Source organism: Niallia sp. HCP3S3_B10 (assembly GCF_052064465.1).
GTDB classification, from domain to species: Bacteria; Bacillota; Bacilli; order Bacillales; family Cytobacillaceae; genus Niallia; species Niallia hominis.
On the sequence record NZ_JBQHVO010000006.1, the window covers coordinates 72,634 to 99,317 of the forward strand.

A 26,684-nucleotide genomic window follows, 5' to 3' on the forward strand; every position below is an offset into this window, starting at 1 on the left:
AACGCACATTTGATTCCTTATTATTTACAATAATTCATTTACTAATAATTCTCGCATTATTTATCTCTCGTCTGGTAGACAATAGCAAGAATTTCCGCAACTGCTTTATAAAATTCTTCAGGCACTAAATCTCCTATCTCTACTTGATTATACATAGCTCGTGCTAATGGACGATTTTCTACCATCACAACATTATTTTCTTTTGCCACTAGCTTTATTTTTTGTGCAATAAAATCTACTCCCTTGGCAACAACATAGGGTGCATCATACTTTTCCTCATCATATTTTAAACAAATTGCATAATGAGTGGGATTAGTAATGACTACATCTGCAGAAGGCACATCCTGCATCATTCGGTGCATCGCCATTTCTCTTTGCTTTTGTTTTATTTTTGACTTTAATAATGGGTCCCCCTCCATGTTTTTATATTCATCTTTAATGTCTTGCTTTGACATCCGAATATTTTTTTCATAATCATATCGTTGATACATATAGTCCATTAGCGATATTACTAACAGTGCAACGGACGCATAAAGTCCCATTTGCACGGTTAATTTAGCAATTGTCACTGCAATAGAACCGATTGATTTATGGGAAAGAATAAGGATTTCATCCATTTTTCCCCATAGAACAGAAAAAACAACGATGCCGATTACCGTAATTTTAAGCAAAGACTTTAAGAGCTCAACAATGGAGCGAAGGGAAAACATTCTCTTAAATCCTGATAGAGGATTTATTTTTTCTAATTTCAATTTAATTGCTTCGGGCGAGAACAAAACACCAACTTGCATATAATTAGCTACTATTCCCCCAATAAGGGCTGCAATTAAAATAGGGCTTAATAGAAGTGCAGCTTCCTTCACAATATCTAAAAACAAGGCCTGCATAGAATTTACAGAAGTGTTAATGTTCGTAAAATCACTAAAAGTAAAAGTGAGAATGGACATTAATTCATCTAAAAGATATCCACCTGTGAAGCTTAATACACCAAATACAACTAAAAGAACAAGTGCTGTATTAACGTCCTGACTTTTTGCAACTTGTCCTTTTTTTCTAGTATCTTGTCTTTTCTTAGGAGTAGCTTTTTCTGTTTTTTCTCCTGCAAAGTACTGTAGATTCACTCGTAGGAGTTTCATTTATCCACCACCTCCTAATATGTTCATTATTCCCCTCATTGTTGTTAAAATGGACGAGAATAAATGAGAGACGGAAGACATGAGTACCCCTATAACAATAAAGAGAATGACTAAGCCTGCAATTAGTTTAATGGGAACCCCAACAACAAAGATATTTAATTGTGGAACGGTTCTTGCGACAATTCCTAATCCCACATCAACAAGAAAGATGCTCCCGACAATAGGAATGGACATTTGAAAGGCAATTACAAACATTAAACTGAATGTTTTAAGGAGAAATTCTGCCAAATTCCCATCACCAAAATGAATCCAAGCCTGGTCTAGCGGTATATATTGATAGCTATAAAAAATTCCATCTAATAATAAATGGTGACCATTAGATGCTAACAAAAAGAACATAGCAATAATGGTTAAATATTGACCAGTAAGTGGACTTTGCGTACCTGTTTGGGGATCTATGACATTTGCAATAGCAAATCCCATTTGAAAATCTATAAAACCACCTGCGATTTGAATGGCAGCAAACAACATATAGGCAACAAATCCAATTAGTATCCCTACCATGGCTTCTTTCATAATAAGAAAGTAGTAGGTTGAATCAATTGCTAGTGTTGGCACATCCATTCCCCAAAACATAATTAAAGATAAAAAAAAGCCTAAACCTACTTTAAAAGATGTAGGAATCGTCCGATAAGAAAATATAGGCAACATTAAAAAGAACGAAGTAACCCGAACGACGATAAGTAAGAATGCTGGAAAATTTGATAAAAGTTCATCCATCATCTTTCTATCCAATAAACCTTGTTAGATTCGAAAATATATCTTTCGTATAGGAAAGCATGTGACTTAACATCCATGATCCAAAGAAAACAAGCCCAACAAGAACAGCTACGATTTTTGGTACAAAGGCCAAAGTCTGTTCTTGAATTTGTGTTGTCGCTTGAAAAATACTGATTATTAGTCCAACTGCTAAAGCAATAATTAACAATGGACCACTGACAATTAAAACGGTAATTATACCTTTCTCAGCAATGGAAATAACCATTTCCTGTGACATTTTTTCACCTTCTTAAAAACTTTCTAACAGTGATTTTACAACTAGATACCAACCATCTACCATAATGAAAAGTAGAATTTTAAACGGCAAGGAAATCATAACAGGTGGTAACATCATCATCCCCATAGACATCAGAATACTTGCAACAACCATATCAATGACTAAAAATGGGATAAAAATCATAAATCCTATTTGAAAGGCTGTTTTTAATTCACTAATTGCAAAAGCAGGAACCATTGTAGTTAAGGGAATATCTTCAATTGATTCAGGAGCTTCTGCATTCGAATAATTTAAAAATAGCGCTAAGTCTTTCTGACGCGTGTGCTTACTCATAAATTCTTTAAAGGGTAATGCTGCGTTATCATATGCTTCCTCTAATGTAATTTCTTCATTAAATAAAGGGGTCAGTGCTTTATCGTTTACTTCCTGAAAAGTTGGAGCCATAATAAAAAATGTTAAAAACAAAGCTAACCCAACAATTACTTGATTAGGAGGCATTTGCTGTGTTGCAAGCGCCGTTCTGACAAAGGAAAGAACAATCACTATTCTCGTAAAACTAGTTAGTAAAATGATGATACTAGGTGCTAAAGAAAGGACGGTTAATAATAATAACAATTGAACAGAAGTTGAAACATTTCCTGGGTCATTGTTACTAAACAACTGCATAAACTCATTCATTTTTTTCAGACGTTCCTTTCTTTTTCTTCTCCAGTACATCCATCTTTTCCTTACGTTCACTCGATATTCGCTCTAGTTCTTTTGACAAGCGCATAGAAAAAGAGTCTTTTGGCTTCGATGTAGAATGACCGGAAGCTACTATCTTCTTCACCTTTGTCACAATATCGCTTGGTTGTACTAGCTGATCTAATTTCCGATTATATTCTTCTAAAATTTCTTTATACTCTTGTTCATCATCAATCTCTTTAATTAATTGAATACTATCTCCAACACCTACTATTAGTAATCGATTCCCTACTTTTATTAATTGAATGGATCGATTGGAACCTAAGCCAGTACCACCAATATTTTCAATAATTTGCGCGTTCTTATAACCATGATTTCTTTTATTGATAAATCGCAGAATAAAATACATTAAAAAAATGACAAATATGGTTGCAAAGATCATCTTAATAAAATCCCAAATGGTAACACCAATGGAACCTGATTCCTCTCTATCTGATTCATCTAGCAGTAATTCAGACTGATCCGATGTTTGATCTTCAGCATTCGTACTTTCTTCTGTTGTATCTTTATTTGCATCTTCTTGCTTTTTGTTCTCTTCTGATTTTTCATTATGTAAAATATCATATACACTTTTATCAATTTGTTCTGCATAGGCTTTCGTTCCAAAGCCTAGCAGAACAATGATGAGTAGTGAACAACGAATTAATAAATATGCTTTATTCACATTCGGCACCCTCTATTTTCATTTTTAGCCTAATGTTTTACTGATTGCTTCTAATACACGATCTGCTTGAAATGGCTTAACAATAAAATCCTTCGCACCCGCCTGTATTGCATCAATAACCATCGCTTGTTGTCCCATTGCTGAACACATAATAACTTTCGCATTTGGGTTTAGCTTTTTAATTTCTTTTAAAGCTGTAATCCCATCCATTTCTGGCATGGTAATGTCCATTGTTACTAAATCTGGTTGTGTTTCCTTAAATTTTTCAATTGCTTGCATACCATCTGCAGCTTCTCCAACAATTTCATATCCATTCTTTGATAGAATATCCTTGATCATCATTCGCATAAATGCTGCGTCATCAACAATTAGTATTTTTTGTGCCATTTTCCTCAATACCCCCAAAATTATTTTAAATTCTTTAATCGATCCTTTTGACTAACAATATCGGTTACACGAACACCGAAATTCTCATCAATTACCACTACTTCCCCTTGTGCTACCAAACGATTATTTACAAGAATATCCACTGGTTCTCCGGCTAACTTGTCTAACTCAATAATGGAACCTGAGGACAGCTCTAATATTTCTCTAACGGATCTTTTTGTTCTTCCAAGCTCAACCGTTACTTGTAAAGGTATATCTAACAACATATCTAGATTTTTTGTTTCTGTCGTCATTTGTGGTTGCATTTCAAAGCTAGAAAACCCTGCAGGCTGCACATTGGGTGGCGGACCTTGTGTATTAGAACCTGAGCCAAAATATTGTTGCTGATGATTCACGTTGTTCTGATTAGCATTTGTATTGGCATAATTGACCTGATTATTATTATTAGGCATTTCGTTAGATACTTGCTGATTATTACTTTGTACACGTGACTCTTGCATCGGTTCTTTTGGCTCATATACTGAATTATAATCGACTTTGGGAATATTTGAAACGCCTTCTTCTTTAATATCTGGATTTAATAATCCTTCTACTAAATCTTTCGCAAAAGAAAGCTGTAATAATTGCATGATTTTAGAATCTATTAAATTTCCTATCCTGATGCGGAAGGAAATTTTCGCAAAAATATCTTCATCCGGAATCGTATCCGTTCCTTCTCCATGATTTATATCTAAAATATCAATACTAGGAGGCGATATATCGACTTTTTTGCTAAAAATGGTGGACATGGATGTAGCTGCAGAACCCATCATTTGGTTCATTGCTTCTTGAACAGCACTTAACTGGATTTCATCTAACATATCCTTACTAGCATTAAGCCCATCTCCACCAAGCATTAAGTCAGCAATAACAGCAGCATCCGCTTGTTCAATAACAAGTAAATTCATACCAGTAAATCCTTCTGTATAATTGACTCTAATCCCCACATAGGGCTGCGGAAATTCGTCTGATAACATATTTTTTGAGATTACACTAACACTTGGTGTTGTAATATCGACTTTTTGGTTTAATAATGTAGATAAAGCTGTTGCCGAGCTACCGAAGGATATATTTCCAATTTCCCCCAACGTATCTTTTTCTATATCCGATAAGTACTTTTCTACATCCATCTCTGAACTTTCGTTTGTTACAGTATCTCCCCTTAAGAGAGCATCAATTTCATCTTGTGATAGCATATCCTTACTCACCATCTTCCTTCCCCTCCTCTAAAGTTCCTAAAATCTGAACGGCCATTTTTTTATTTACTTTTCCTGGTTGTCCAATAAATTTAGGGATATCTCCAACTTTAATAATTAAGGGTTGTTGTATCGTTTGATTCATTTCAATTACATCACCAATATCCAACATTAAAAAATCTTGGATAGAAATATCAGATGTACCTAATTCAGCTACTAATGGCACAATCGACTGCTGAATATTCTCTTCAAGACGAGATGTAAATTCAGGCAATCTTTCCTTTTTCTCTGCCTGCATCCAATAATGTCCGGATAGCTTTGGCATGATAGGCTCAAGCACCACATGGGGAATACATATATTAATCATTCCACTCGTTTCACCAATCGTAGTACTTAACGAAATAACTACTACTGTTTCATTTGGAGAAACCATTTGTAAAAACTGTGGATTTACTTCAAACTCTGCAAGGCTAGGTTCAATTTCTATAAGATCTTCCATTGCCTCCCTAAAGTGATCAAAGGCACTTTCAAAAGTATTTGACATTATTTTTGTTTCAATTTCTGTCAAATTTTCGACTTTATTGATACTGCTGCCTCTCCCACCCATCATTCGATCCATCATAGCATAGGCTATATTAGGATTCACTTCCATCAGGATTCTTCCCTCTAGTGGTGGAACATCGAACACATTTAAAATGGTCATTTTAGGAATCGAGCGAATGAACTCTTCATATGGAATTTGATCTGCTGATGTAACTGTAATTTGCACATATGTTCTTAATTGTGCAGAGAAAAAGGTAGTTAATAATCTAGCATAATTTTCATGGATCCTTGTTAAACTTCGAATCTGATCCTTCGAGAATCTTAATGCTCTTTTAAAATCATAGACCTTAACCTTTTTTTCCTGCTGCTCTTTCTTCAATTCATCTGCATCCATCTCACCAGAGGATAGTGCAGAAAGAAGGGCATCTATTTCATTTTGGGATAAAATATCAGCTGACAAAATTACTCACCTCCATCTTTTTCTCTTTTATTTTATTGGAGTAGAGAGTTTACAATATAAACTTGGACTACCTTGCCTTCTTGCATCAGTTCGTTAATCTTATCCTTGAGATCGTTCTCTAATTGAATTTGTCCTTTTTTTCCTTTTAAGTCTTCTGTAGTTTTCTCAGATAGCTCTTGAATAATAATATTTTTCACTTGGAAGTCCCGTTTTTCTAGTTCTTCCTTCGCCTTCTTACTATCTGTCTGAATCGTAAAGGATATTCTAATGAAATTATCGGATGCTAAGTTCGTCGTAATTTCTTCCATTTCAACAGAGGATTCCAAGATTTCTTCAATCGAAGGTTCTTTGTCCTTCTCATCGCCAGTGAATTTCCAAATATAAATGAATGCTCCAGCTCCGGCTAGTGTTATGACTAGTAATAAAACAAGCATTGTAATAATAACTTTATTATTCTTCATCGTCCTTCTCTCCCACATGTGGTAATCCGAAGAGGTTCACCTTTTGAAAAAAATGATTCATTTTCTCTAAAACTTCCTCTTCCCTTTCTTTAACAACAAATTTATTTCCATTTGTTAAAGTAATAGTTGTATCAGGAAAGGATTCGACTGTTTCAATAAATAAAGCATTTAATAAAAACTTTTTCCCGTTTAGTCGAGTTAAATGTATCATTTTTTATATGCGAGGCTAACCTAACGGAAAGCCTCTTCCCCTCCAATTAAAATTATCGTTTTAAGTTAACTAGTTCTTGAAGAATTTCATCAGAAGTTGTAATAATTTTAGTGTTTGCTTGAAATCCTCTTTGAGAAACAATCATATCTGTGAATTCTTCTGATAGGTCAACGTTCGACATTTCAAGGAATCCACTGTTAATGGAACCTGTTCCAGCAACACCAGATGTTACAAGTCCACCAGTAGCTAAATCACCTGAGTTATTAGAAGCTTGATATAAATTTGCTCCAGATTTCGTTAAACCTTCTGGGTTTGCTACTTTCGCCATGACAATTTGTCCAGCTTCTTGAGTCTCACCATTTTCATCAACATAACTGATTTTTCCATCTGCAGATATACTATAACTTTGTGCAGTTTCAGGAATTTTTGTTCCCGATGTAGTATTTTCCCCAGCTCTCTCTACTGTTGTATCTGTATTACCATCTTCATCTGTAGTAACTGTAACATCGGTAATTCCATTTTCTACTTGTAACACCATACCATTTGTCGCCACAATATTACGATCTCCATCCAAGTAGAAATTACCAGCTCTTGTATAGTAATCTGTAGTAGAGCCTGGTGATCTTAATACAAAATAACCATCTCCTGAAATAGCTAAGTCTAATATTCTACCCGTTGTCTGCATGCTACCTTGAGTATGCAATGTATCGACAGAAGCAATTTGTGCACCTAGCCCAACCTGTTTTGCATTAATCCCCCCTGTTGTTGCTGACGGTGCAGTTGCAGATGCTGTTGTTTGACTTATTAAATCACTAAACGTCACACGACCTTTTTTAAATCCATACGTATTTACGTTTGCGATATTATTACCAGTAACATCTAATTTTGTTTGAAAGTTTTTCATTCCACTGATTCCTGAATATAATGAACGTAACATGTATAATTATCTCCCTTCGAATGAACTGCCTCTATCACTCAGCAGCTTTTGGCCTCCATTTTTGGTCCAGCCTTTTTTTAATTCATAATGATTGTTCCATTTATATTAGTGAAAATTTGATCTGTCGCTTCGTCACGATCCATTGCTGTAATTACCGTATTGTTTTTTGCGCTTACGATTAATGCGGCATTATTTAAAAGTACGAGTGATTCTTTTATTCCCATTTTCTTTGCTTGGGTAACTTTTTCTTCTATCGCCTTCCATTTGGCATCATCTATTTCAATCCCCCGTTGCTGAAGTCTCTCGTTTGCATGTTTACTAATATTCAGCGTATTTAAGGATGAAATGGACTGATGGAAATGAGTCGAAAACGATGTGAGATTTTGTGCTTTATGCACAGTTGACTTGGATTTAATCGCCTCAATACCATTTTTAATAGCAGCTTGTGATTTTATGGAGGGATAAATAGGCTTATCCATCTAATCACTTCCTATTCAATTTTTGTAATTTGTCCTGAGGTAATTTGGCTCCCCGCCTCATCATCTAATGTTAGTAGTATTTGTCCATTTTTTAAAGATACAGACTGAACTTTGCTACTCACTTCTTCCTTATTTTCATTGGAATAAGAAACCGTTTTTCCAATTAACTGGCTTGCTAGTACTAGATTGTTTTCTGAAGAGCTTGAACTCATGCTCGATATATTTGCTGGAGTAACTTGTGTTCCATCTTCTAGTGTAAATACGACGCTATCTTCTGTATAAGCAATGGAGCTTACTTTTCCTACTCCAGAAGTTGTCATACTATTCCCTTCGTCATCGGTTTCTACCTTGCTCCAATTCACATCTTGCCCCATAAATTGTCCATAAGAAATTAAATTGGACTGTGTTTGCAGGGAAATTAAGTTTGTCATAGATGTATTCAAATTTTGCATTTGTTCTAAGCTTGAGAATTGAGCCATCTGTGCGATAAACTCTTTATCATCCATCGGACTAGTTGGGTCTTGGTTTTGCAATTGAGTAATCAAAATTTTCAAGAAATCATCTTTTCCTAAAGACGAACTGCCAGTAGAATTATTTGATTTCTGATAGTCTGATAAATAAAGAGAAGAATCATTAATTGTATTTGCCATCTTTTACTTGCTCCTCTATATTTCCATATTTAATAGTTCATCAAAAAAAGAAGATTTTCGATTTTTCTCATCTTCATCAGCATCTTTCTTCTCTCTTTGTGATTGAGATTGTTGCTGTTCTTGTTGCTGCTGTTGCTCTTTTTGCAGTTTCTCCTGTGGTGGAGTAGAGACAACGATGTCCAGTTTATCCACTTGCAAATTTTGTGCAGTAAATCCATGCTTTAAGCTAGTAAGCTGTTTATCTAAAGCTTCTTTTGCCTCAGCATTTGTGGTAATAATTCTAGCTATCATATTGCCCTCATTTTGCGTAATTTCGATTCGAATTGATCCTAAATGATCTGGCGCAAGACGAATGGAGAGCTTTTGCATATCGCCGACTTTTGTAAACGTACTATTTGCTAATAGTTTAGTAAACTGTTCCTCGACATCTTTTGGCTGTGCCATTTTCCCTGTGTCTGTTAACAATACAAACGGATGTTGTTTTATATAGGAATTTTGCATAGATGGAAGCACATTCGTGTTTGCATCTTCCTGACTTACTTCAACTGCTTCCTTCATTCCTACATATGGTAAGATTATGTCTCCTGTTTTTCGTAAGGAGCTTACCATTATCGGATTCATGATTTTTTGAACAACTGTTGCACTCTTTCCTTCTGGTTGTTTATCTAGCTTGGATAGAATAGAAGAAATAATCGATTTAAGCTCCGTTGTTGCTTCTGTAAGGCGATTATCTCCTTGAAAAAGATTCGATTGGGTTGATTGCAAAGTATCGATCTTTTGCTTCGTTGTATTTGCTTCTTTTCCAACCGCATATCTAGTTTCTAACAATACACGATTTTGTATTGCTAACAGCTTTGAATCCATAGTCGAAAATCTTTTTACGTTTTCCCCATTTTCCTTACTAGCCATTAATTCTGCTTCGTTAAAGGATGTTGCTGTTTCTTCTGAATTGGAATCAAGCAAACTATTTTTTATAGATTGGCTGTTTTCTTTTTGATTTTCTAATCCATTATTTGGATTAATTGCGATCCACAAAGGATTATCTTTCGTCCTATCTATCACTGTATTAGGAGTTGGAGCTTTCGAAATCATTTCACCAGTGCTCTCAGCTGCTATCGTTGTTTCCTTAACTAGAGATTCTACTGCATTATTTACTTTGGATACGCTATTTTGATTATTTTGATCAGTTGGTAGGATTAATCCCTCTTGATATCCTTCTGCATAATCTTGTTTTCCATTCATTTGAACTAGATGATTTCCTTCATGCGCATGATTTGTATCTGTATTCTTCACTCGAGGGTTAATATTCGCTTGATCAACCATTTGTTTATTCATACGACCACTTGGCTGTTCAGTAGGGCTAAAATTCCTAATATCTTCATTTTTCCCAATTGAATTCTCAGAAACATTTGTCTCAGACTTATGTTCAAGTTTCTTCACAGATGATTGTAATATTTCTGATGTTGGAGCTTCTATCTCCACTTCAAGCTTCTCAGGATTTGAAAACATAAAACTACTTGGATCAGCTTCACTCAAAATAGCATCCGTATCTTCTTGTTTCACTTCTATTGCTTGCTCTTTATCTGCTTTTTGCACGGTGATTTTTGTGGAAGACAGCTTATTATATCCAACGATAAAATTATTTTCATTGGTAAATGAATATCCTGCTTTAAGATTAGTATCCTTTTCCACATTTTTTTTCGTTGATTCATTTGATTCGATGAATTTGGTTATAGAAACGATTAACCCCTGTAAATCTTGTACCGTTTCCGAAATTTTTTCATTAACCGAAATATCAGGCAGATTATTCGCTGTATGCTCAAGCTGTTTTAAATCCGAAAGTAAAACCGGTAATTCTGTTTGATTAAACATATCTGGGGCAATCTTCGTATTCGTTTCGTTCTTTAAAACCTGAGTGATTTTGCTTTCTAGATTAGCAAATGTATTTGTTAAAATGGAATCCAGATTCGATACATCTAAATCAAGCGTTTCTTCCCTATCCGAAAAAGAATGATAAGTGGTAACTAAATGTTTCAGATTTAATGAAAGCTGATCATCTTCTGTCGAAAAGCTTACTGCTTCTGCCTCCAATTTATCTTCCCTATTTGACATAAGGCTTACATCCGCTGAACTAGATAGTATGTCTAATAGCTGATTTATGCCCTCTTTTGCTTGTCCGTCCTTTTGACTGGACTCATTTTGTGGAGGTCTTGTTTTTAGGGCATTTAACATTAACATAAACTGTCCATCTATTTTTTCGCTTGGTATTCCTTGACTACCACTTGCTAATTCCATTTTTCTCAATGAATTAATCATTCCTAGCTGCAATTTTTCACCCCCTTTCAAGTCGAAAACCTTTTACTTAAGGATTTACCGTTGTATTAGCGGCTAAAAGCTCCGTATATTTTGAAGCAATGGATGGTTCCATTTTCTCTAATATCGACGCAAGTTTTGCTGGTTTAAGCTCTGCCAAAATTTTCAATGCTTCGCTTTCACTCATTTCTGACAAGATGGCCGCAGCATTTTTAGGCGACATTGTATCATATGTCTTCACAATTTCAGCAACTGCCTTTTTTGTTTCTTCTTGAGCAGACTGAAGAGAAGTTAGCTCACTCTGTAATTTTTCTTTTTCCGAATTGACAGATTGAATTCTATTTTCACTGTTTTCTAACTGGGACTCTAACGATTTTATTTGCTCTTCCCGTTCTTCCAGCTTTGTTTGTAAGGAGACAATCGTATTTTTATTATTTTCTAGCAATTTATCCGTCGACTTTTTTTCTTCATTTAGAAAAGGAATCGTATTTAGTAACTCTTTTCCCTTTTCTGCAATATCTGCTCCCGAATACATGAGCAATAACACAAGGACAATGACTGCAAACAGGCTTGGAATGATAGCAACCATAAGAAAACGCTGGAAAAAATTAAATGGCTTCTTTTTTTCTTCCCATGAGTTTTCCATTTAACCACCCACCTTTTCATGTTGCATATATTGTTGAAGCGAAATATCGTCCATTTGTTTTGCCTCTTCTGCTTTTTCTAACGCTAAATAATTGGAATGATCTTTTTCTTTTATCTTCACAAATTTTTTGACTTCGATATTTTTTTCTAGCATTTTTTCTTGAAAATAAACCATCGAATTTCGTGCATTTTGCACCATTTTTTGTGCATGTTCGATAGTTTTTGTTAAATTGCCCACAAATTGCTGGTGATGTCTAATTTCTTGAACAGATAAACCTGTCGCCATTTTGTCAGCTTGATATGCTTCTAGCTCTTCTTTTCTTTTTAATAGCTCATACAATTTTTCAGCAGCCTCTTCAAATCTAGTTACTGATTGATTATAAGCCGAGCTAGCTTCTTCTTTTTCTCTTTCTCGAATAGTTAAGATTTTTTCAAATTTAAATTGATAACTCATCTTTTATCCCTCAGTTCCAATTAAAGTTAATAAGGAATGGAGGCTTTCCTCAATTGAAACCTTCTCATCTGTAGCCTGCTTTATATAAGATAGAATACTTGGATACAATCGAATTGCCGTATCGATTTCTTTAGAAGAACCTTTCTTATAAGCACCTATATTGATTAAATCTTCGGAATTCATATAGGTACTAAGAAGCTCCCGCAATCGCTCTGCAGCTTTCACATGTTCTTTGGGCACTATATGATTCATTACCCGACTAACACTCTTCAGGACATTGACGGCTGGATATTGTCCTTTATTCGCAAGCGCCCGATCTAAGACATAATGCCCATCCAAGATTCCACGCACCGTATCTGCGATTGGTTCATTCATATCATCCCCATCAACTAATACGGTATAAAAGGCTGTTATACTACCATATTCATTTGTCCCTGTTCGTTCTAAAAGCTTAGGCAGTATCGCAAATACAGAAGGGGTATACCCTTTCGTAGTTGGTGGTTCTCCAATAGCTAGACCGACTTCCCGTTGTGCCATTGCTACCCGTGTAACAGAATCCATCATCAGCATGACGTTTAACCCCTTATCTCGAAAATACTCTGCAATGGCTGTAGCTGTATAAGCACCCTTTATTCTCATTAGTGCTGGCTGATCAGATGTCGCAACGACAACAATCGACCTTTTTAAACCTTCTGGTCCTAAATCACGTTCAATAAATTCACGTACTTCTCTTCCACGTTCTCCAATTAAAGCAATAACATTCAAATCTGCTTTTGTATTTCGTGCAATCATTCCTAATAACGTACTTTTTCCGACACCACTACCTGCAAAAATCCCAAGTCTTTGGCCAGTTCCGACCGTTAGTAGCCCATCAATTAATCGAACACCCACTTCCATCGATTGAGATATAGGTGGTCTTGTCATTGGGTTAGGGGGCTCCTGATCAATTGGAACAGACTTTAACCCTTTTGGCAGCAACGAACCATCTAAAGGCACTCCTAATGCATCAACAGCCATTCCGATTAATCCTGGTCCAACCTTTATTTCTAATGGCTCAGAAGAAGCTTCAACTAGGCACCCTGGTGAAATATCATTAACTGTTGTGTATGGCATCAAAATAATATTTTCATCATTAAATCCGACCACTTCTGCTTTAATGATCCGTTTATGCTTTGTGCCAATATGAATATTGCAAACATCCCCAATCGAGCTTTCTGGACCTTGTGACTCTATCATTAATCCGACTACTTTTTTCACACGACCATATTGCTTATAAGAGTCAATGGACGAAATGGTGCTTAATAAAGCCTGTGCTTTCATCCTTCCTCACTCTCCAATATTTCAAGTAGTGTTTCTTTAATCATGAGTAATTGTGTATCTACACTAGCATCCAAACGACCAGTTGCTGTTTCAATGATACAGCCATTTTCCTCCATTGATTCATCCGGAAAAATAAATAGACTAGGCTTTATCGGAAATAATTGGAGCAGCTCCTCTTTTTCTGCTACTACCATTTCGTAATGGATAGGGTTAACATGTAATTGTATTTCTCTTTGTTTTCTTACTTCTTTTAAGGCATGCTGGACAAGAGGAATGAAATGTTGCTCGTCTTCCTTTATCTTGTTGTTCATTATTTTCCCTGCCACTTCAATAGCTAGCTCTAAAATAGTGCTTTCAGCAGATTGTAGATACTTTTCATAATCTGTCTTGGATGCTATTACAGTATCCTTCGCTTGTTGGATATAACTATATGCTTCCTTGTATCCAGCGTTTTTACCTGTCTCAAATCCTGCCTGATAGCCGTCTTGCTTCGCGTTTTCTATTAATTGTGCTTTTTCTAATTCCCAATTTTGCCTTTCTTCTGAAAGCTGAAGACTTATTTGTTCAGCTTCAGCTAAGGCGAGTCTCTTTATTTCTTCTGCTTCTTTCTGTGCAGTAGCTATTATGTTGTTATATTCCGTTTGTGTTACTTCCCTTGATTGTTCAAAGTCAGAATCGAAGGTATCTATATACTTAATTGAAATTAGTTTCTCTTTCTTAGCATCAGGATTGGAATATCTTGACTTAATTAACCTAGACAATGATATCATCTCCTCCGCCGCGGGCAACTACAATTTCTCCAGCATCCTCAAGTCGTCTAATAACTGCAACAATTCTTGATTGTGCTTCTTCTACATCCTTTAAGCGAACTGGCCCCATAAATTCCATTTCTTCTTTAAAGGATTCAGCCATTCTTGTCGACATATTGCTATAGACAATCTCTTTCACTTCATCTCCAGAAACTTTAAGAGCAAGCATAAGATCTTCATTTTCACAATCACGAATAATTCTTTGGATTGCTCTGTTATCCAATGTAACAATATCCTCAAAGACAAACATTCTCTTCTTAATTTCTTCTGCTAATTCTGGATCTTGAATTTCAAGCGCGTCTAAAATCGTCCGTTCTGTTGCTCTGTCTACTCCATTTAGCACTTCAACGACAGCTTCAATGCCACCCGTTTGTGTATAGTCTTGTGTAACAGTGCTAGATAGCTTTCTTTCTAAAACTTGTTCCACTTCATTAATTATTTCTGGTGAAGTACTATCCATTACCGCAATTCTTCTGGCAATATCTGCTTGTACTTCCTGTGGCAGTTCAGATAGAATTTGCCCTGCTTGCGTTGGATCCAAATACGATAAGATAAGAGCAATTGTCTGTGGATGTTCATTTTGAATAAAATTTAATATTTGGCTCGGATCGGCTTTTCTCGCAAAATCAAAAGGTCTTACTTGGAGAGAAGAAGTTAATCTGTTTAAGATGATAGACGCTTGTTCTTCTCCAAGAGCCTTCTCCAACACCGTTTTTGCATATCCAATACCGCCTTGAGAAATATAATCTTGAGCAAGTGCAATATTATGAAATTCTTCTAACACCGTTTCTTTAGAAGTATTCTCCACTTTTCTAACTCCTGATATCTCAAGTGATAATCGTTCAATTTCATCCTCACTTAAATGTTTATAAACCGAAGCTGCAACATCAGGACCTAATGATATAAGGAGAATGGCTGCCTTTTGCTTGCCGGATAATTCATTTGATTCTTTTCTTGCCATTTAACAACACTCCTTAATCTTCTGTTATCCATGTACGTAGTAATTTTGCAAATTCCTCTGGTTTTTCTTTTGCCATTTTTTCAAGCTGCTTTCTTCTGATTGACCCCTCATTTTCTTGTTCTTCATTGATATCCTTAACAGGAGTAACTGGTTGAATAATTTCTTCCACATCTTCTTGTTTCTTTTTCTTTCTTGCATTCATAAATAAGAAGATTAATAGAATAATAATCGCAAGCAATGCTCCTCCAACAGCATAAATCCACCAAGGAATCGATGTTTGTACTACTTCTGTTGCTTGTATTTTTCCATTGAACGGCTGAACGGACACAGCAATCTTGCTTTGGATATCTTCATCTGTAAGTTCTCCACCAGTTGACGTTTTATCAATAGATGTACGAACAATCGTCCCTAAAATATTGGAAATATCATCAATGCTTTCCTGTGGTAAGGAAGTAGTATCATTAGCATCAGGTGGTTCTACCATGACTTGTATACCTAAATCACGAATTTTATATGGACTTTCAACAATTTGTTTTTTTATACGATTTACTTCACTATTTACGGTTTGTTCAACTTTTTCATAGTCCCCATTACCGGATCCTGTTTCTGAATTATAAGTTGTTGTATCTGTCTCGTCTTCTGCCTGGACAACTCCGCCATTAGCAGCATTTTCACCTGTATATGTTTCCGTAATATTTTGAGCGCTTATTTCAATCCCTGCCATATTTTCTTCATCAACAGGCGTTACTAGGTTTTCTTCTCTGTTTTCTTGGGTAAAGTCAATATCAGCAGTAACAGATACAACAACCTTATCTTGCCCCATTAACGTCCCTAGCATGGTTTGTACTTGTCTTTGAATATCACGTTCAATTTGTTTTTTCACATTATTTTGCGCGGTAAAAGTATCTGTGGCAGAATTATTCGAAGAATTTAAGTCAAAATACTCAAAGTTTTGGTTAGTAATGACGATATTATCTGTAGGAAGGTTTGGTACACTTTTGGACACGAGTGTATATAACCCTTTTATTTGATTTTCTGAGAAGTTATAGCCTGATTTTGTATTTAACACGATAGAGGCTGTAGCTTCTCCTCCTTGATCAGAAACGAATACACTTTCTTCTGGTAAAGTGATAACAACATTCGCGTCATTAATCCCATCCACACCTTTTATTAGGTTTGCGATTTCTGTCTGCAGGGCATCTAATTTTAATACATTAAATTCATTATCTGTCATTCCAAAGCTTGCGTTTTCGCTAAAAAAGGAGTAGTCTATGCTACCTGACTGCGGTATTCCTTCTGCTGCAAGTTCAACTTTCAATGTATCTACTACTTCTTCTGGAACACTAATAACCGTACCCCCATTAGAAATTTCAGAAGTTATACCTCTACTATCAAGACTCTCTTTGATTGCTCCTGTTTCTGAAGGTGTTAAATTACTGTAAAGTGGCACTAGTGTTACTCTCGTAAAAAAATAAACTGAAAATATAACAACTAGAAGAAGCAAAAGTCCGCTACTTGTTATCACAGTCTTTTGCTTTTTCGAACGACTTTGCCAATACTCTTTTAAAGGATTAAATATTTTATTTAGATTCTCTTTCATTCTCTTCCCCCGGCTACCGTAATTTTGTTTAGGTAATAACCGCCCATCTTTTTATGTCATCAGTTTTCTCATGAGTGTTTCTTTTTCAACGAAGCCCATTAATCGCATGGACACTTGCTTTTTACGGAGAGGAAGGGAGTTACCTCTTATCCTCCAACTTCGTTTATTGAAAACATTCTTACTATTACACTGACATTCGCATTATTTCCTGATAAGCTTCTACTGCTTTATTACGTATTTCCATTGTAGCTTGCATCGTGATGCTAGCCTTTTGAGATGCGATCATTACTTGAGATAAATCGACGTTTTCTCCTCTTGCTAGCTTATTTGTTAGCGCATCTGATTCATTTTGTGCCTGGTTCACACTGTTAATGGATTCTTTTAAAAAGGACGCAAAGTTTTTTTGTGTATTTGCAACAGATGATTTATTATTAGTTGCAGTATTTGTTAATGGAAATGCAGAAGATACTGCAGAAAAATTTAGAGGTTCCATTTCATTTCTCCTATTCGTCTTTATTTACCGATTTCTAATGTTTTCATTAACATACTCTTAGAAGCATTTAAAACAGTGACATTGGCTTCATATGACCTAGAAGCACTCATTAAATCGACCATTTCGCGCAAAGGATCTACATTTGGCATACTTACATACCCATTTTCATCCGAATCTGGATTTTCCGGATCATAAACCATCTCAAATGGTGTTTCGTCTTCTACAATTTTAGATACCTTAACTCCTGAACCTGTATCTGAGCTTGTTCCTCTTGCAGCATTCAAATGGGAAGCAAACGAACCATCTTGCTCTTGAAAAACAACTTGTTTTCGTTTGTAAGGCTCCCACTCGCCATTTACTAATCTACCTCTTGTTGTATCTACGTTTGCCATATTGGAAGAAATAACATCCATTCTTAACCGTTGAGCAGTTAAAGCAGAGGCAGTAGTGTTTATACTATTAAAAATAGTCATGCTTACTTCCCTCCTCTAATTACACTTTCAAGTGAACTAAATTTCCCACTAATTCGATCAATTAACGCATTGTAATATATTTGGTTTGTCGCAAGATCGGTCATTTCTTTATCCATGTCCACACTATTACCGCTGTTATTATAAGTAACTCCATTTTTTGAAACAACTGCTGTTGAAGCGTTGCTAGCGGAAAAAGAAATATGCTTACTATTTGTGACATTTGCATTCATAGCACTAGATAAGGAATCTTTAAAAGTCACTGTCTTCGCTTTATAGTTTGGTGTATCTACATTTGCTATATTTTGTGCTATAACCTTTTGCTTTTGATTGGAGTAATTTATTGCATTTTCTAAGGTTGTTATTGTATTAGAAAAAAGATTCAATTTTTTACACCTCGAGAAACGAATTTTGAGAAAATTGTTGAATTTTGTTTTTTTGTGACGTTTTTTTACATGATAGATTTAATTTTAATGAATTTGCAATAATATGTCTATGGAAAAGAGGATAATTTTAATGATGCTTTTTACCTATTTTAGTTCATAATTGACATAATTATTCCTAAAAACGGGTATGAGTTGGTGTTTTTCGAACCTTTACCGTTACTATTTTCATGGTTATTAGTTACTAATCGATATGATTAATTGGCTATGTACACAAATATACATGTTATTACTCTGTAATGTAAATGAAAAATAATTGGAAAATCCGCAGTTTTTGTCGAACGATAGCTAATAGTATAATCGAACCAACATGTTAATCTTTCTTCCTGCTCATATAACGCAAAAAAACCTTTCCAATGATTTGAAAAGGTTTTTTATCGTCATCTGTTTTATTAATGAATATTCAATAGATACTTTTTATTTATTTGTTTTTAATTTCTCAAGCTCTAATAAGAACTTGTCATTTAGCACTTTAATATAAGTACCTTTCATTCCTAAAGAACGCGACTCAATAACGCCAGCACTTTCTAATTTACGCAATGCATTTACAATCACAGATCTTGTAATACCAACACGGTCTGCAATTTTAGAAGCTACTAATAAACCTTCGTTACCATTTAACTCTTCAAAAATATGCTCGATTGCTTCTAATTCACTATAAGATAAAGAGCTGATCGCCATTTGAACAACAGCTTTGCTTCTTGCTTCTTCTTCGATTTCTTCTGCTTTTTCACGAAGAATTTCCATTCCAACTACTGTAGCACCATATTCTGCAAGAATTAAATCATCATCATGGAATTGTTCTTGTAATCTTGCAAGAATTAATGTTCCAAGTCTTTCGCCACCACCGATAATAGGTACAATGGTAGTAAGACCTTTCGCAAATAATTCTTTATTCTCAACTGGGAAAGCAGTATACTCACTTTCGATTTCTAAATTACTTGAAGTTGTTTGAATGTTAAACAAGCTATTTGTATATTCCTCTGGGAATTGGCGATCTTCAAGCATCTTTTTCATGCGATCATTTTCAATTTGCTGATTAACTGCAAACCCTAGTAATTTCCCTCTTCTGCTCACAACGAAAATATTTGCTTCGATAACGTCACTTAACGTTTCAGACATTTCCTTAAAGTTTACTGGCTTACCTGCAGCTCTTTGCAGCATTGCGTTTATTTTTCTTGTTTTCGTTAATAAATCCATTTCATATTCCTCCTGTTAACTCAAACCAACACTTGAAATAATCTATGTCTACTTATACCGTTACCTTTTCAGGAGTATATTTTAGTTCTACAAAATTATAGTATAAATTGACTTAAATCTTTATTTCTTGAGATGGCTCCTAACTTCTCCTCCACATACTTCGGAGTAATCGTTATTTTTTCCATTGTTATTTCTGGTGCTTCGAAAGACAAGTCTTCTAATAGTTTTTCTAGAATTGTATGAAGTCTACGCGCACCGATATTATCTGTATTTTGATTTACTTCATAAGCTACTTCAGCTATCTTACGAATAGCTTCGTCAGAAAATTCAATTTCTATACCTTCTGTTTGCAATAATGCTTGATATTGCTTAATCAATGCATTGTCTGGCTCCACAAGTATACGATAGAAATCATCTACTGTTAGTTTCGTAAGCTCAACACGAATCGGAAATCTTCCTTGTAATTCTGTGATTAAATCAGATGGCTTAGACATATGGAAAGCACCTGCAGCAATAAATAAGACATGATCCGTTTTAACCGAACCGTATTTTGTTACGACTGTCGATCCTTCCACTACAGGTAAAATGTCTCGCTGCACACCTTCTCTTGAAACATCCGCTGAAGAACTGCCATTTGACTTGCTAGCAATCTTATCGATTTCATCGATAAAGATTATACCCATTTGTTCTGCACGAACGAGAGCATCCTGTGTAACCTCGTCCATATCGATTAGTTTTTGCGCTTCTTCGTTTGTTAAAACGCTTCTTGCTTCTCTAACCGTTAATTTGCGCTTTTTCTTTTTCTTCGGCATAAAACTACTTAAGGCATCCTGCATATTCATTCCCATTTGCTCTATGCCAGAACCTTGAAGCATATCAAACATAGAAGGCTGTTGTTCTTCTACTTCTACCGTTACTACTTCGTCTTCTAGTTCGCCTAAGGCAAGCTTTTCTTTTACTATTTTTCTTTTTTCTGACTTACTAGTTTCTTCCACAGTTGACTCTTCTTCGTCTGTATCTGTAGCTCCACCGCCAAAAAGCATTTCCAAAGGATTCTTGTAGTTCGAGGTTTTCTTTGCAGCAGAAGGAACCAATAATTCAACAAGTCGATTATTTGCAGCAACTTCTGCTCTCTCTCTAACTTGAAACATCTTTTCTTCTCTCACTAAGCGTACAGATGTTTCAACAAGATCACGAACCATTGATTCTACATCACGTCCGACATAACCTACTTCCGTAAACTTAGTTGCTTCTACTTTAACAAATGGCGCGTTAACAATCTTAGCAATCCTTCTTGCTATTTCTGTTTTGCCGACACCAGTTGGCCCCATCATTAAAATATTTTTTGGATTGATTTCATCTCTAAGCTTTTCATCCAGCAAGCTTCTGCGAAAACGGTTTCTTAAAGCAACAGCAACCGCTTTTTTGGCATCCTTTTGTCCAACAATATATTGATCAAGGCGCTCTACTATTTGACGAGGTGTTAAACTAGCACTTTTTTGCATATTAAAAATCCTCCCCTATAATTCTTCCACGATGATATTATTATTTGTATACACACAAATTTCACCAGCAATCTCTAGAGCAGCCTTCGCAATGTCGTATGCAGAAAGATTATCTCCAGAATAAGTTTTGAGCGCTCTACCTGCAGCAAGTGCATAGTTTCCGCCAGAACCAATTGCAAGTATACCATCATCTGGTTCAATTACTTCGCCTGTTCCAGATACTAATAATAGGTCTGTTTCATTCATAACGATCAGCATCGCTTCCAGTTTTCTAAGAACTTTATCACTGCGCCATAGCTTCGCAAGCTCCACCGATGCACGCTGTAAGTTCCCATTAAACTCATCTAATTTCCCTTCAAATAGTTCGAAAAGGGTAAAGGCATCCGCAACTGATCCCGCAAATCCTGCAATTACTTTCCCGTTAAAAAGCTTTCTTACCTTCCGGGCAGTGTGTTTCATCACAACAGCATTCCCTAGTGTAACCTGACCATCACCGGACATTGCTGACTTCCCTTTATGTTTTACCGCAAAAATAGTTGTTGCATGAAATTGTGGCATTTCAGACATGTTACTTCCTCCTTATCCAAATGACTATGCCCTAGGATGATAAGACATATATGTCTTTTTTAAATACTCATTTGTTACATGAGTATATATTTGAGTTGATGTTAAAAATGCATGACCTAATAATTCTTGAACCGTTCTCATATCTGCACCATTTGCCAACAAATGAGTTGCAAATGAATGTCTCAATTTATGGGGATGAATTTTTCCCTGTGAGGATGAAGTATCCATCATTTTATTTAAGATATCACGAACTCCGTTATCTGTTAAAATTCCTCCGCGATAATTAACAAACAAATAAGAATGAGATGAAATATCTTTCATCAGTTTATTCCTACCAGTTTTTATGTACGCTTCAAGAGCTTGATGAGCAAAGCTACCAAATGGAACATAGCGCTCCTTTTGTCCTTTTCCCCTAACCAATACGGTAGAAACACTAAAATCAATATCGCTTAATTGAATTTTTGTACATTCTCCAACACGAATGCCTGTCGCATACAATAATTCAAGCAATGCTTTATTTCTTAGCCCAAGGGGTGTGTTTGTATCACATGATAAAAAGAGTTGCTGCAATTCTTCCTCATAGAAAAAATCAGGTAATCTCTTTTCCAGCTTAGGAATCGATACGGCAGAAAACGGATTATTGCCTACTTCCTTCTCCCTTAGCAAAAATCGATAAAAACTTCTCAAACTAGATATTTTCCGCGCAATCGTCTTTCTTGCTAATTGCTGTGAAAAAAGCTCTGTTAAGTATATTCTTACATCAGAAGGACTTACGTCATCTAACTTGTCTATTACTTGATCTTTCATAAAGCGAAAAAATTGGTCAATATCTTGCATATAAAATTCTATTGTATATGGTGAGTAATTTTTTTCAATCTGTAAATAGGTAATAAATGCCTGAACATGATTGTTTAATTCCTGTTTCATACCCTCACCTCACAATGGCTTCATCATATTATCATACTTTTTATCTACAAGCAATAAATTTACACATTTTTCACAAAGTTCCGAATTGTTTGTGACAATCCTTTCATTTCATGTTTATTTCTTCCTTTTCCCTTCGATTTGTAAAGCTAATCTTAAAATATAGGAACCATCCTTCTATTTAAAAGCAAGACATTTAAATAATCATGGAAAACACGAAAGACAATCGCAACTTTTATGAAGTCATTACTCATAGCATTTTACTATACGAATGAAAGAATGAAAAGTTTCTACTTCAAGAGAATAAATATTTTTTTATATAATCGAATTTCCACTACTTTTTCTTCCATATATATTATATTTAGGAAAATACACAAAAGATAATATGTTAGTAATTGACAAGAGAGTGAGCACATCACTCACCCTCGGAACCATTACTTTAATGTTATTTTCGAAGTAGATCGATTATCTTTATAAGAAACCTCGTTAGCTTTGTGGCTCTTCTTTATAATCACAGTTTACGCACTGTACTTGAACCCCTTTTTTCAACTTCTTCTCTACTAACATGTTTTCGCATTTCGGACAAGGTCTTTGAAGTGGCTTATCCCATGAAATAAAATCACATTCCGGAAAACGATCGCAACCATAAAAGATTCTGCGCTTCTTACTTTTTCTTTCAATTATATTCCCTTCATGGCACTTCGGACATTTTACTCCAATATCCTTCACGATCGCTTTCGTATTTCTGCAATCCGGGAAATTGCTGCAAGCCATGAACTTTCCATATCGGCCCATTTTATAAACCATCGGATGTCCGCATTCTTCGCAATCCTCTCCTGCTGGTTCATCTTTTATTTCTATCGTCTGCATTTCTTGTTCAGCTACTTCTAATCTTTTCTCAAACGTTTGATAGAATTCATCAATTACTTTTACCCAATCGACTTTACCTGCCTCAATATTATCTAAATCTTGTTCCATATTGGCAGTAAATTCAATGTTTAATATTTCTGGGAAAAATTCCAAGATTAATTCTAAGACGATTTCTCCTAATTCAGTTGGAATAAATCGTTTATTATCAAGTGCTACATAACCCCGCTTTTGAATAGTATCAAGGGTTGGAGCAAATGTTGATGGTCTTCCTATACCTAATTCTTCTAGCGTTCTTACTAGTCTCGCTTCTGTATAACGTGGAGGTGGCTGGGTGAAATGCTGCTTTGTTTCAATATCTTTATTTAATACCGTGTCCCCTTCCTTTAAATCAGGAAGCTGGCGGTCTTTTTCATCAACGTTATCATCTGTGCCTTCCACATAAACTTTCATAAAGCCAGGGAACTTAATTTTTGAGCCGTTTGCACGGAATTTTACGTCGCCGTTTGATAGATCGACACTCATTGTATCCATTATAGCTGATGCCATTTGGCTAGCAATAAATCTTTCCCAAATCAACTTATATAACCGAAATTGATCTCGGGATAAAAATTCCTTTACCTTATTTGGCTCTCGACCAATGCTAGTTGGACGAACTGCTTCATGGGCATCTTGTACCTTTGCATTCTTTTTCTCTTTTTTCTTCTCGTCTCTTGTATATTCTTTCCCATAATTGCTGTTTATAAATTCAAATGCTTCTCCTTGGGCAACCTCGGAAATTCTAGTTGAGTCGGTTCTCATATACGTAATTAAACCAACTGTTCCTTCTTTACCAAGATCTATTCCTTCATATAATTGCTGTGCTAACATCATTGTTTTCTTCGCACGGAAATTTAATTTACGGGCAGCTTCCTGTTGGAGAGATGATGTAGTAAATGGAACAGCGGGATTTCTCTTCCGTTCTTTTTTACTGACTTTATCTACTGTAAATTTATTATCTTTTAGTTGACTAGTTATTTTCTTAACATCTTCTTCTGAATGAAGTTCGATTTTCTCTCCATTTATTCCATAAAAGGATGCTTCAAAGTTATTTTTCACTTTAATAAAGCTACCTTCAATAGACCAGTATTCTTCTGGTACAAATGCTTTGATTTCTCGCTCTCTTTCAATGATGAGACGTACAGCAACTGATTGTACTCTTCCTGCACTCAGTCCTTTTTTTACTTTTTTCCATAATAGCGGACTAATATTATATCCAACTAATCTGTCTAAAACCCTTCTTGCCTGCTGTGAATCCACTAAGTCCATATTAATCGCTCTTGGGTGCTTAAATGACTCTTTAATAGCGTCTTTTGTGATTTCATTGAAAACAACACGACAATCTGATTCAATGTCCACATTTAAGCTATTAGCTAAATGCCATGCAATTGCTTCCCCTTCGCGATCCGGGTCAGCTGCTAAATAAATTTTCTTCGCTTTTTTTGCTGCTGTTTTTAGATCCTTTAAAATAGGACCTTTTCCGCGGATTGTTATGTACTTTGGCTCAAATTGTTTTTCTATATCAACACCCATTTGACTTTTAGGTAAATCTCTAATATGTCCCATTGATGCTTTCACTTTAAATTTTTTTCCTAAATATCGTTCTATTGTCTTTGCTTTTGCTGGTGACTCAACGATTACTAAAAAATCTGACATCCACTGTCCTCCTTAAGAGGGATTTAAATATTCACTATTATTGTATACTATGTTTTGATTTGTCAAACATTCCGATAACTAGTAAACGTTTTCACTCTCTTTATTTATGTAAATTTTTCGGGTTAAATATCTATACGTTGCAAAATGTATAACAAATTTCTAAAAATAGCAATAGTTTTTTTTAAAGTTTCATGAATAATCCCTAATTTATGGAAAGATTATTTCTGCTTCTAATAGGGTTGCTTTCTAATTCCGCAGCTTGTGTCCACTTCACACAGTCTGCTCGAATGTACAAGTATTAACCGATAAAACAATTAAAATTTAAATAAAAAAAGATAATTCCTTAAATAATTTTATGTTTATAGCGTAACACTTTCCTTTCGCATTGAAAACTATTTTCATTTGCCTATTGTGATAATGATTATTTTTCAATTGATAAAATAGAGATTAAAAACTATTTTTATATAAATAAATTAGAGGCTTTTACTTATTCTAAATGCTTCCATTCTTCTATTATATCATTCGCTACGAGTACGGGCTTTGCGCCTTGTTGAATCAATTCATTCGGGCCAACTGAATAGGGACTAAAGATATTTCCTGGTATAGCAAATACGTCTCGCCCTTCATTGACGGCAAAATTAGCGGTGATTAAGGAGCCACTTTTCTGCTTCGCTTCTACCACGAGGGTTCCGTTACTTAAGCCGCTAATAATGCGATTTCTCATTGGAAATTGCCATTTAAGTGGTTTTGTTAATGGGGGATATTCAGATAGCACGAGATGATCTTTCATCATTTCTCCGGCTAGCTCGCGGTTTTCTTTTGGATAAATATGAAAAAGGCCTCCCGCAATAACGCCAATTGTTTTACCCCCATGATCAATAGTAAGCTTATGGGCTATAGAATCTACCCCGTGGGCTAGACCACTTACTATGGTGATTTTCTCCTCTACTAGTTCTTTTAGAAGCTGTTGCATCACTTTCGTACTGTAGGTAGTTGCTAAACGGGAACCAACAATCGCTAGCTTTTTTTTCGATTGAAGCAAGGAAAGATCTCCTTTTGCATAAAGAACCCAAGGCGGCTGGTAGATTTCTTTTAGAAGGGGTGGATATAATGGATCAAAAAAAGGAATAGTGTGGATATGATTGTAACGATACTGGTTCATTAGCTCTTCCACATAATTCGAATGGATTGTTTCCACTATTTCCTTTTCAACATTAGGAGGTAACGAGGATAAAAAGGAAGGGATTTTATGCAACTGAAGAGTAGGATCTTCTTTCAGAAGACTCCCTATTATTTTCCAACTAATTCCTCGACAGTGATGTAGCTTAATTAATGTTTTGTTTACAATTTCCATCTTTTCTTCCTTTCACTTGTCTACTTTTTCACAAAAAATTAGCTAACATACAAAAGGAAGACGAAAAACACTTCATAAATAAGGAATTATCTTCCTTCAT

General features: G+C 35.4%; 29 protein-coding genes. All 29 read right to left on the bottom strand.

Features of this window, described 5'->3' with window-relative positions; translation table 11 throughout:
- Positions 1-56: 56 nt before the first annotated feature.
- Entirely contained in the window at positions 57-1,136 is a 1,080-nt protein-coding gene (gene flhB / locus ACTNDN_RS05205; protein ID WP_441130820.1) for a flagellar biosynthesis protein FlhB, read from the bottom strand.
- Positions 1,137-1,916, bottom strand: coding sequence for a flagellar biosynthetic protein FliR (gene fliR, locus ACTNDN_RS05210; protein ID WP_031534512.1), 780 nt, complete (start codon positions 1,914-1,916; stop codon positions 1,137-1,139).
- Between the two features lie 7 nt (positions 1,917-1,923).
- Positions 1,924-2,193: a flagellar biosynthesis protein FliQ gene (gene fliQ / locus ACTNDN_RS05215; RefSeq protein WP_284561335.1), complete on the bottom strand. Its 270-nt coding sequence runs from the start codon at positions 2,191-2,193 to the stop codon at positions 1,924-1,926.
- A gap of 12 nt (positions 2,194-2,205) precedes the next feature.
- Complete coding sequence (fliP, locus tag ACTNDN_RS05220; RefSeq protein ID WP_031534508.1) at positions 2,206-2,871, bottom strand: flagellar type III secretion system pore protein FliP; 666 nt, start codon at positions 2,869-2,871, stop codon at positions 2,206-2,208.
- On the bottom strand, positions 2,864-3,601 hold the full coding sequence (locus ACTNDN_RS05225; RefSeq protein WP_284561336.1) for a flagellar biosynthetic protein FliO: 738 nt from the start codon (positions 3,599-3,601) through the stop codon (positions 2,864-2,866). The genes fliP and ACTNDN_RS05225 overlap by 8 nt, the downstream gene beginning before the upstream one ends.
- Positions 3,602-3,625: 24 nt before the next feature.
- Positions 3,626-3,988, bottom strand: coding sequence for a response regulator (locus ACTNDN_RS05230; protein ID WP_031534505.1), 363 nt, complete (start codon positions 3,986-3,988; stop codon positions 3,626-3,628).
- 20 nt (positions 3,989-4,008) lie between these two features.
- The gene (fliY, locus tag ACTNDN_RS05235; protein WP_031534503.1) at positions 4,009-5,238 is read right to left on the bottom strand and encodes a flagellar motor switch phosphatase FliY; all 1,230 of its coding nucleotides are present in this window, start codon (positions 5,236-5,238) and stop codon (positions 4,009-4,011) included.
- The gene (gene fliM, locus ACTNDN_RS05240) at positions 5,228-6,226 is read right to left on the bottom strand and encodes a flagellar motor switch protein FliM (protein ID WP_031534501.1); all 999 of its coding nucleotides are present in this window, start codon (positions 6,224-6,226) and stop codon (positions 5,228-5,230) included. The genes fliY and fliM overlap by 11 nt, the downstream gene beginning before the upstream one ends.
- Positions 6,227-6,258: 32 nt before the next feature.
- Positions 6,259-6,687, bottom strand: coding sequence for a flagellar basal body-associated protein FliL (gene fliL / locus ACTNDN_RS05245; RefSeq protein ID WP_031534500.1), 429 nt, complete (start codon positions 6,685-6,687; stop codon positions 6,259-6,261).
- Positions 6,677-6,898, bottom strand: a complete 222-nt coding sequence (locus ACTNDN_RS05250; RefSeq protein WP_031534498.1) for a flagellar FlbD family protein — start codon at positions 6,896-6,898, stop codon at positions 6,677-6,679. Before ACTNDN_RS05250 ends, fliL begins: the two co-directional genes overlap by 11 nt.
- Before the next feature lie 52 nt (positions 6,899-6,950).
- Complete coding sequence (gene flgG / locus ACTNDN_RS05255) at positions 6,951-7,835, bottom strand: flagellar basal body rod protein FlgG (RefSeq protein ID WP_031534496.1); 885 nt, start codon at positions 7,833-7,835, stop codon at positions 6,951-6,953.
- Positions 7,836-7,912: 77 nt separating this feature from the next.
- The gene (locus ACTNDN_RS05260) at positions 7,913-8,314 is read right to left on the bottom strand and encodes a TIGR02530 family flagellar biosynthesis protein (protein ID WP_031534494.1); all 402 of its coding nucleotides are present in this window, start codon (positions 8,312-8,314) and stop codon (positions 7,913-7,915) included.
- A gap of 11 nt (positions 8,315-8,325) precedes the next feature.
- Complete coding sequence (flgD, locus tag ACTNDN_RS05265; protein WP_441130821.1) at positions 8,326-8,964, bottom strand: flagellar hook assembly protein FlgD; 639 nt, start codon at positions 8,962-8,964, stop codon at positions 8,326-8,328.
- Between the two features lie 15 nt (positions 8,965-8,979).
- Positions 8,980-11,292: a flagellar hook-length control protein FliK gene (locus ACTNDN_RS05270; protein WP_441130822.1), complete on the bottom strand. Its 2,313-nt coding sequence runs from the start codon at positions 11,290-11,292 to the stop codon at positions 8,980-8,982.
- A gap of 34 nt (positions 11,293-11,326) precedes the next feature.
- Positions 11,327-11,923 (bottom strand): MotE family protein, encoded by a 597-nt coding sequence (locus ACTNDN_RS05275; protein WP_031534488.1) that lies wholly within the window; start codon positions 11,921-11,923, stop codon positions 11,327-11,329.
- A complete protein-coding gene (gene fliJ / locus ACTNDN_RS05280) occupies positions 11,924-12,376 on the bottom strand; it encodes a flagellar export protein FliJ (protein WP_031534486.1) in 453 nt (150 codons plus the stop codon). It lies immediately after the preceding gene.
- Between the two features lie 3 nt (positions 12,377-12,379).
- Positions 12,380-13,696 (bottom strand): flagellar protein export ATPase FliI, encoded by a 1,317-nt coding sequence (gene fliI, locus ACTNDN_RS05285; protein WP_031534485.1) that lies wholly within the window; start codon positions 13,694-13,696, stop codon positions 12,380-12,382.
- Complete coding sequence (fliH, locus tag ACTNDN_RS05290) at positions 13,693-14,457, bottom strand: flagellar assembly protein FliH (protein WP_031534484.1); 765 nt, start codon at positions 14,455-14,457, stop codon at positions 13,693-13,695. The genes fliI and fliH overlap by 4 nt, the downstream gene beginning before the upstream one ends.
- Complete coding sequence (gene fliG, locus ACTNDN_RS05295) at positions 14,450-15,466, bottom strand: flagellar motor switch protein FliG (RefSeq protein ID WP_031534483.1); 1,017 nt, start codon at positions 15,464-15,466, stop codon at positions 14,450-14,452. The genes fliH and fliG overlap by 8 nt, the downstream gene beginning before the upstream one ends.
- Before the next feature lie 13 nt (positions 15,467-15,479).
- The gene (gene fliF, locus ACTNDN_RS05300; RefSeq protein ID WP_441130823.1) at positions 15,480-17,066 is read right to left on the bottom strand and encodes a flagellar basal-body MS-ring/collar protein FliF; all 1,587 of its coding nucleotides are present in this window, start codon (positions 17,064-17,066) and stop codon (positions 15,480-15,482) included.
- 184 nt (positions 17,067-17,250) lie between these two features.
- The gene (gene fliE / locus ACTNDN_RS05305; protein ID WP_441130824.1) at positions 17,251-17,559 is read right to left on the bottom strand and encodes a flagellar hook-basal body complex protein FliE; all 309 of its coding nucleotides are present in this window, start codon (positions 17,557-17,559) and stop codon (positions 17,251-17,253) included.
- Between the two features lie 20 nt (positions 17,560-17,579).
- Complete coding sequence (flgC, locus tag ACTNDN_RS05310; protein ID WP_441130825.1) at positions 17,580-18,032, bottom strand: flagellar basal body rod protein FlgC; 453 nt, start codon at positions 18,030-18,032, stop codon at positions 17,580-17,582.
- A gap of 2 nt (positions 18,033-18,034) precedes the next feature.
- On the bottom strand, positions 18,035-18,415 hold the full coding sequence (gene flgB / locus ACTNDN_RS05315; RefSeq protein WP_441130826.1) for a flagellar basal body rod protein FlgB: 381 nt from the start codon (positions 18,413-18,415) through the stop codon (positions 18,035-18,037).
- 474 nt (positions 18,416-18,889) lie between these two features.
- Positions 18,890-19,672 (bottom strand): GTP-sensing pleiotropic transcriptional regulator CodY, encoded by a 783-nt coding sequence (gene codY, locus ACTNDN_RS05320; RefSeq protein WP_031534473.1) that lies wholly within the window; start codon positions 19,670-19,672, stop codon positions 18,890-18,892.
- A 95-nt stretch (positions 19,673-19,767) separates the two neighbouring features.
- Positions 19,768-21,177 carry an HslU--HslV peptidase ATPase subunit gene (gene hslU, locus ACTNDN_RS05325; protein WP_441130827.1) on the bottom strand — a complete coding sequence of 470 codons (1,410 nt, stop codon included), beginning with the start codon at positions 21,175-21,177 and terminating at the stop codon, positions 19,768-19,770.
- Between the two features lie 15 nt (positions 21,178-21,192).
- A complete protein-coding gene (gene hslV / locus ACTNDN_RS05330) occupies positions 21,193-21,735 on the bottom strand; it encodes an ATP-dependent protease subunit HslV (protein WP_284561348.1) in 543 nt (180 codons plus the stop codon).
- Between the two features lie 33 nt (positions 21,736-21,768).
- Positions 21,769-22,671, bottom strand: coding sequence for a tyrosine recombinase XerC (gene xerC, locus ACTNDN_RS05335; RefSeq protein ID WP_235247686.1), 903 nt, complete (start codon positions 22,669-22,671; stop codon positions 21,769-21,771).
- A 483-nt stretch (positions 22,672-23,154) separates the two neighbouring features.
- Positions 23,155-25,230, bottom strand: coding sequence for a type I DNA topoisomerase (topA, locus tag ACTNDN_RS05340; protein WP_441130828.1), 2,076 nt, complete (start codon positions 25,228-25,230; stop codon positions 23,155-23,157).
- A gap of 487 nt (positions 25,231-25,717) precedes the next feature.
- Positions 25,718-26,584, bottom strand: coding sequence for a DNA-processing protein DprA (dprA, locus tag ACTNDN_RS05345; RefSeq protein ID WP_031534463.1), 867 nt, complete (start codon positions 26,582-26,584; stop codon positions 25,718-25,720).
- Positions 26,585-26,684 lie beyond the last annotated feature (100 nt).

What these genes read in the sequence shown, in the direction of transcription:
- flhB (WP_441130820.1), bottom strand. Translation starts at nt 1,136, where the DNA reads ATGAAACTCCTACGAGTGAATCTACAGTACTTTGCAGGAGAAAAAACA.
- fliR (WP_031534512.1), bottom strand. Translation starts at nt 1,916, where the DNA reads ATGGATGAACTTTTATCAAATTTTCCAGCATTCTTACTTATCGTCGTT.
- fliQ (WP_284561335.1), bottom strand. Translation starts at nt 2,193, where the DNA reads ATGTCACAGGAAATGGTTATTTCCATTGCTGAGAAAGGTATAATTACC.
- fliP (WP_031534508.1), bottom strand. Translation starts at nt 2,871, where the DNA reads ATGAATGAGTTTATGCAGTTGTTTAGTAACAATGACCCAGGAAATGTT.
- ACTNDN_RS05230 (WP_031534505.1), bottom strand. Translation starts at nt 3,988, where the DNA reads ATGGCACAAAAAATACTAATTGTTGATGACGCAGCATTTATGCGAATG.
- fliY (WP_031534503.1), bottom strand. Translation starts at nt 5,238, where the DNA reads ATGGTGAGTAAGGATATGCTATCACAAGATGAAATTGATGCTCTCTTA.
- fliL (WP_031534500.1), bottom strand. Translation starts at nt 6,687, where the DNA reads ATGAAGAATAATAAAGTTATTATTACAATGCTTGTTTTATTACTAGTC.
- ACTNDN_RS05250 (WP_031534498.1), bottom strand. Translation starts at nt 6,898, where the DNA reads ATGATACATTTAACTCGACTAAACGGGAAAAAGTTTTTATTAAATGCT.
- flgG (WP_031534496.1), bottom strand. Translation starts at nt 7,835, where the DNA reads ATGTTACGTTCATTATATTCAGGAATCAGTGGAATGAAAAACTTTCAA.
- ACTNDN_RS05260 (WP_031534494.1), bottom strand. Translation starts at nt 8,314, where the DNA reads ATGGATAAGCCTATTTATCCCTCCATAAAATCACAAGCTGCTATTAAA.
- flgD (WP_441130821.1), bottom strand. Translation starts at nt 8,964, where the DNA reads ATGGCAAATACAATTAATGATTCTTCTCTTTATTTATCAGACTATCAG.
- ACTNDN_RS05275 (WP_031534488.1), bottom strand. Translation starts at nt 11,923, where the DNA reads ATGGAAAACTCATGGGAAGAAAAAAAGAAGCCATTTAATTTTTTCCAG.
- fliJ (WP_031534486.1), bottom strand. Translation starts at nt 12,376, where the DNA reads ATGAGTTATCAATTTAAATTTGAAAAAATCTTAACTATTCGAGAAAGA.
- fliI (WP_031534485.1), bottom strand. Translation starts at nt 13,696, where the DNA reads ATGAAAGCACAGGCTTTATTAAGCACCATTTCGTCCATTGACTCTTAT.
- fliG (WP_031534483.1), bottom strand. Translation starts at nt 15,466, where the DNA reads ATGGCAAGAAAAGAATCAAATGAATTATCCGGCAAGCAAAAGGCAGCC.
- fliF (WP_441130823.1), bottom strand. Translation starts at nt 17,066, where the DNA reads ATGAAAGAGAATCTAAATAAAATATTTAATCCTTTAAAAGAGTATTGG.
- fliE (WP_441130824.1), bottom strand. Translation starts at nt 17,559, where the DNA reads ATGGAACCTCTAAATTTTTCTGCAGTATCTTCTGCATTTCCATTAACA.
- flgC (WP_441130825.1), bottom strand. Translation starts at nt 18,032, where the DNA reads ATGACTATTTTTAATAGTATAAACACTACTGCCTCTGCTTTAACTGCT.
- codY (WP_031534473.1), bottom strand. Translation starts at nt 19,672, where the DNA reads ATGGATTTATTAACGAAAACAAGAAAAATAAACGCAATGCTGCAAAGA.
- hslU (WP_441130827.1), bottom strand. Translation starts at nt 21,177, where the DNA reads ATGCAAAAAAGTGCTAGTTTAACACCTCGTCAAATAGTAGAGCGCCTT.
- hslV (WP_284561348.1), bottom strand. Translation starts at nt 21,735, where the DNA reads ATGCCACAATTTCATGCAACAACTATTTTTGCGGTAAAACATAAAGGG.
- xerC (WP_235247686.1), bottom strand. Translation starts at nt 22,671, where the DNA reads ATGAAACAGGAATTAAACAATCATGTTCAGGCATTTATTACCTATTTA.
- topA (WP_441130828.1), bottom strand. Translation starts at nt 25,230, where the DNA reads ATGTCAGATTTTTTAGTAATCGTTGAGTCACCAGCAAAAGCAAAGACA.
- dprA (WP_031534463.1), bottom strand. Translation starts at nt 26,584, where the DNA reads ATGGAAATTGTAAACAAAACATTAATTAAGCTACATCACTGTCGAGGA.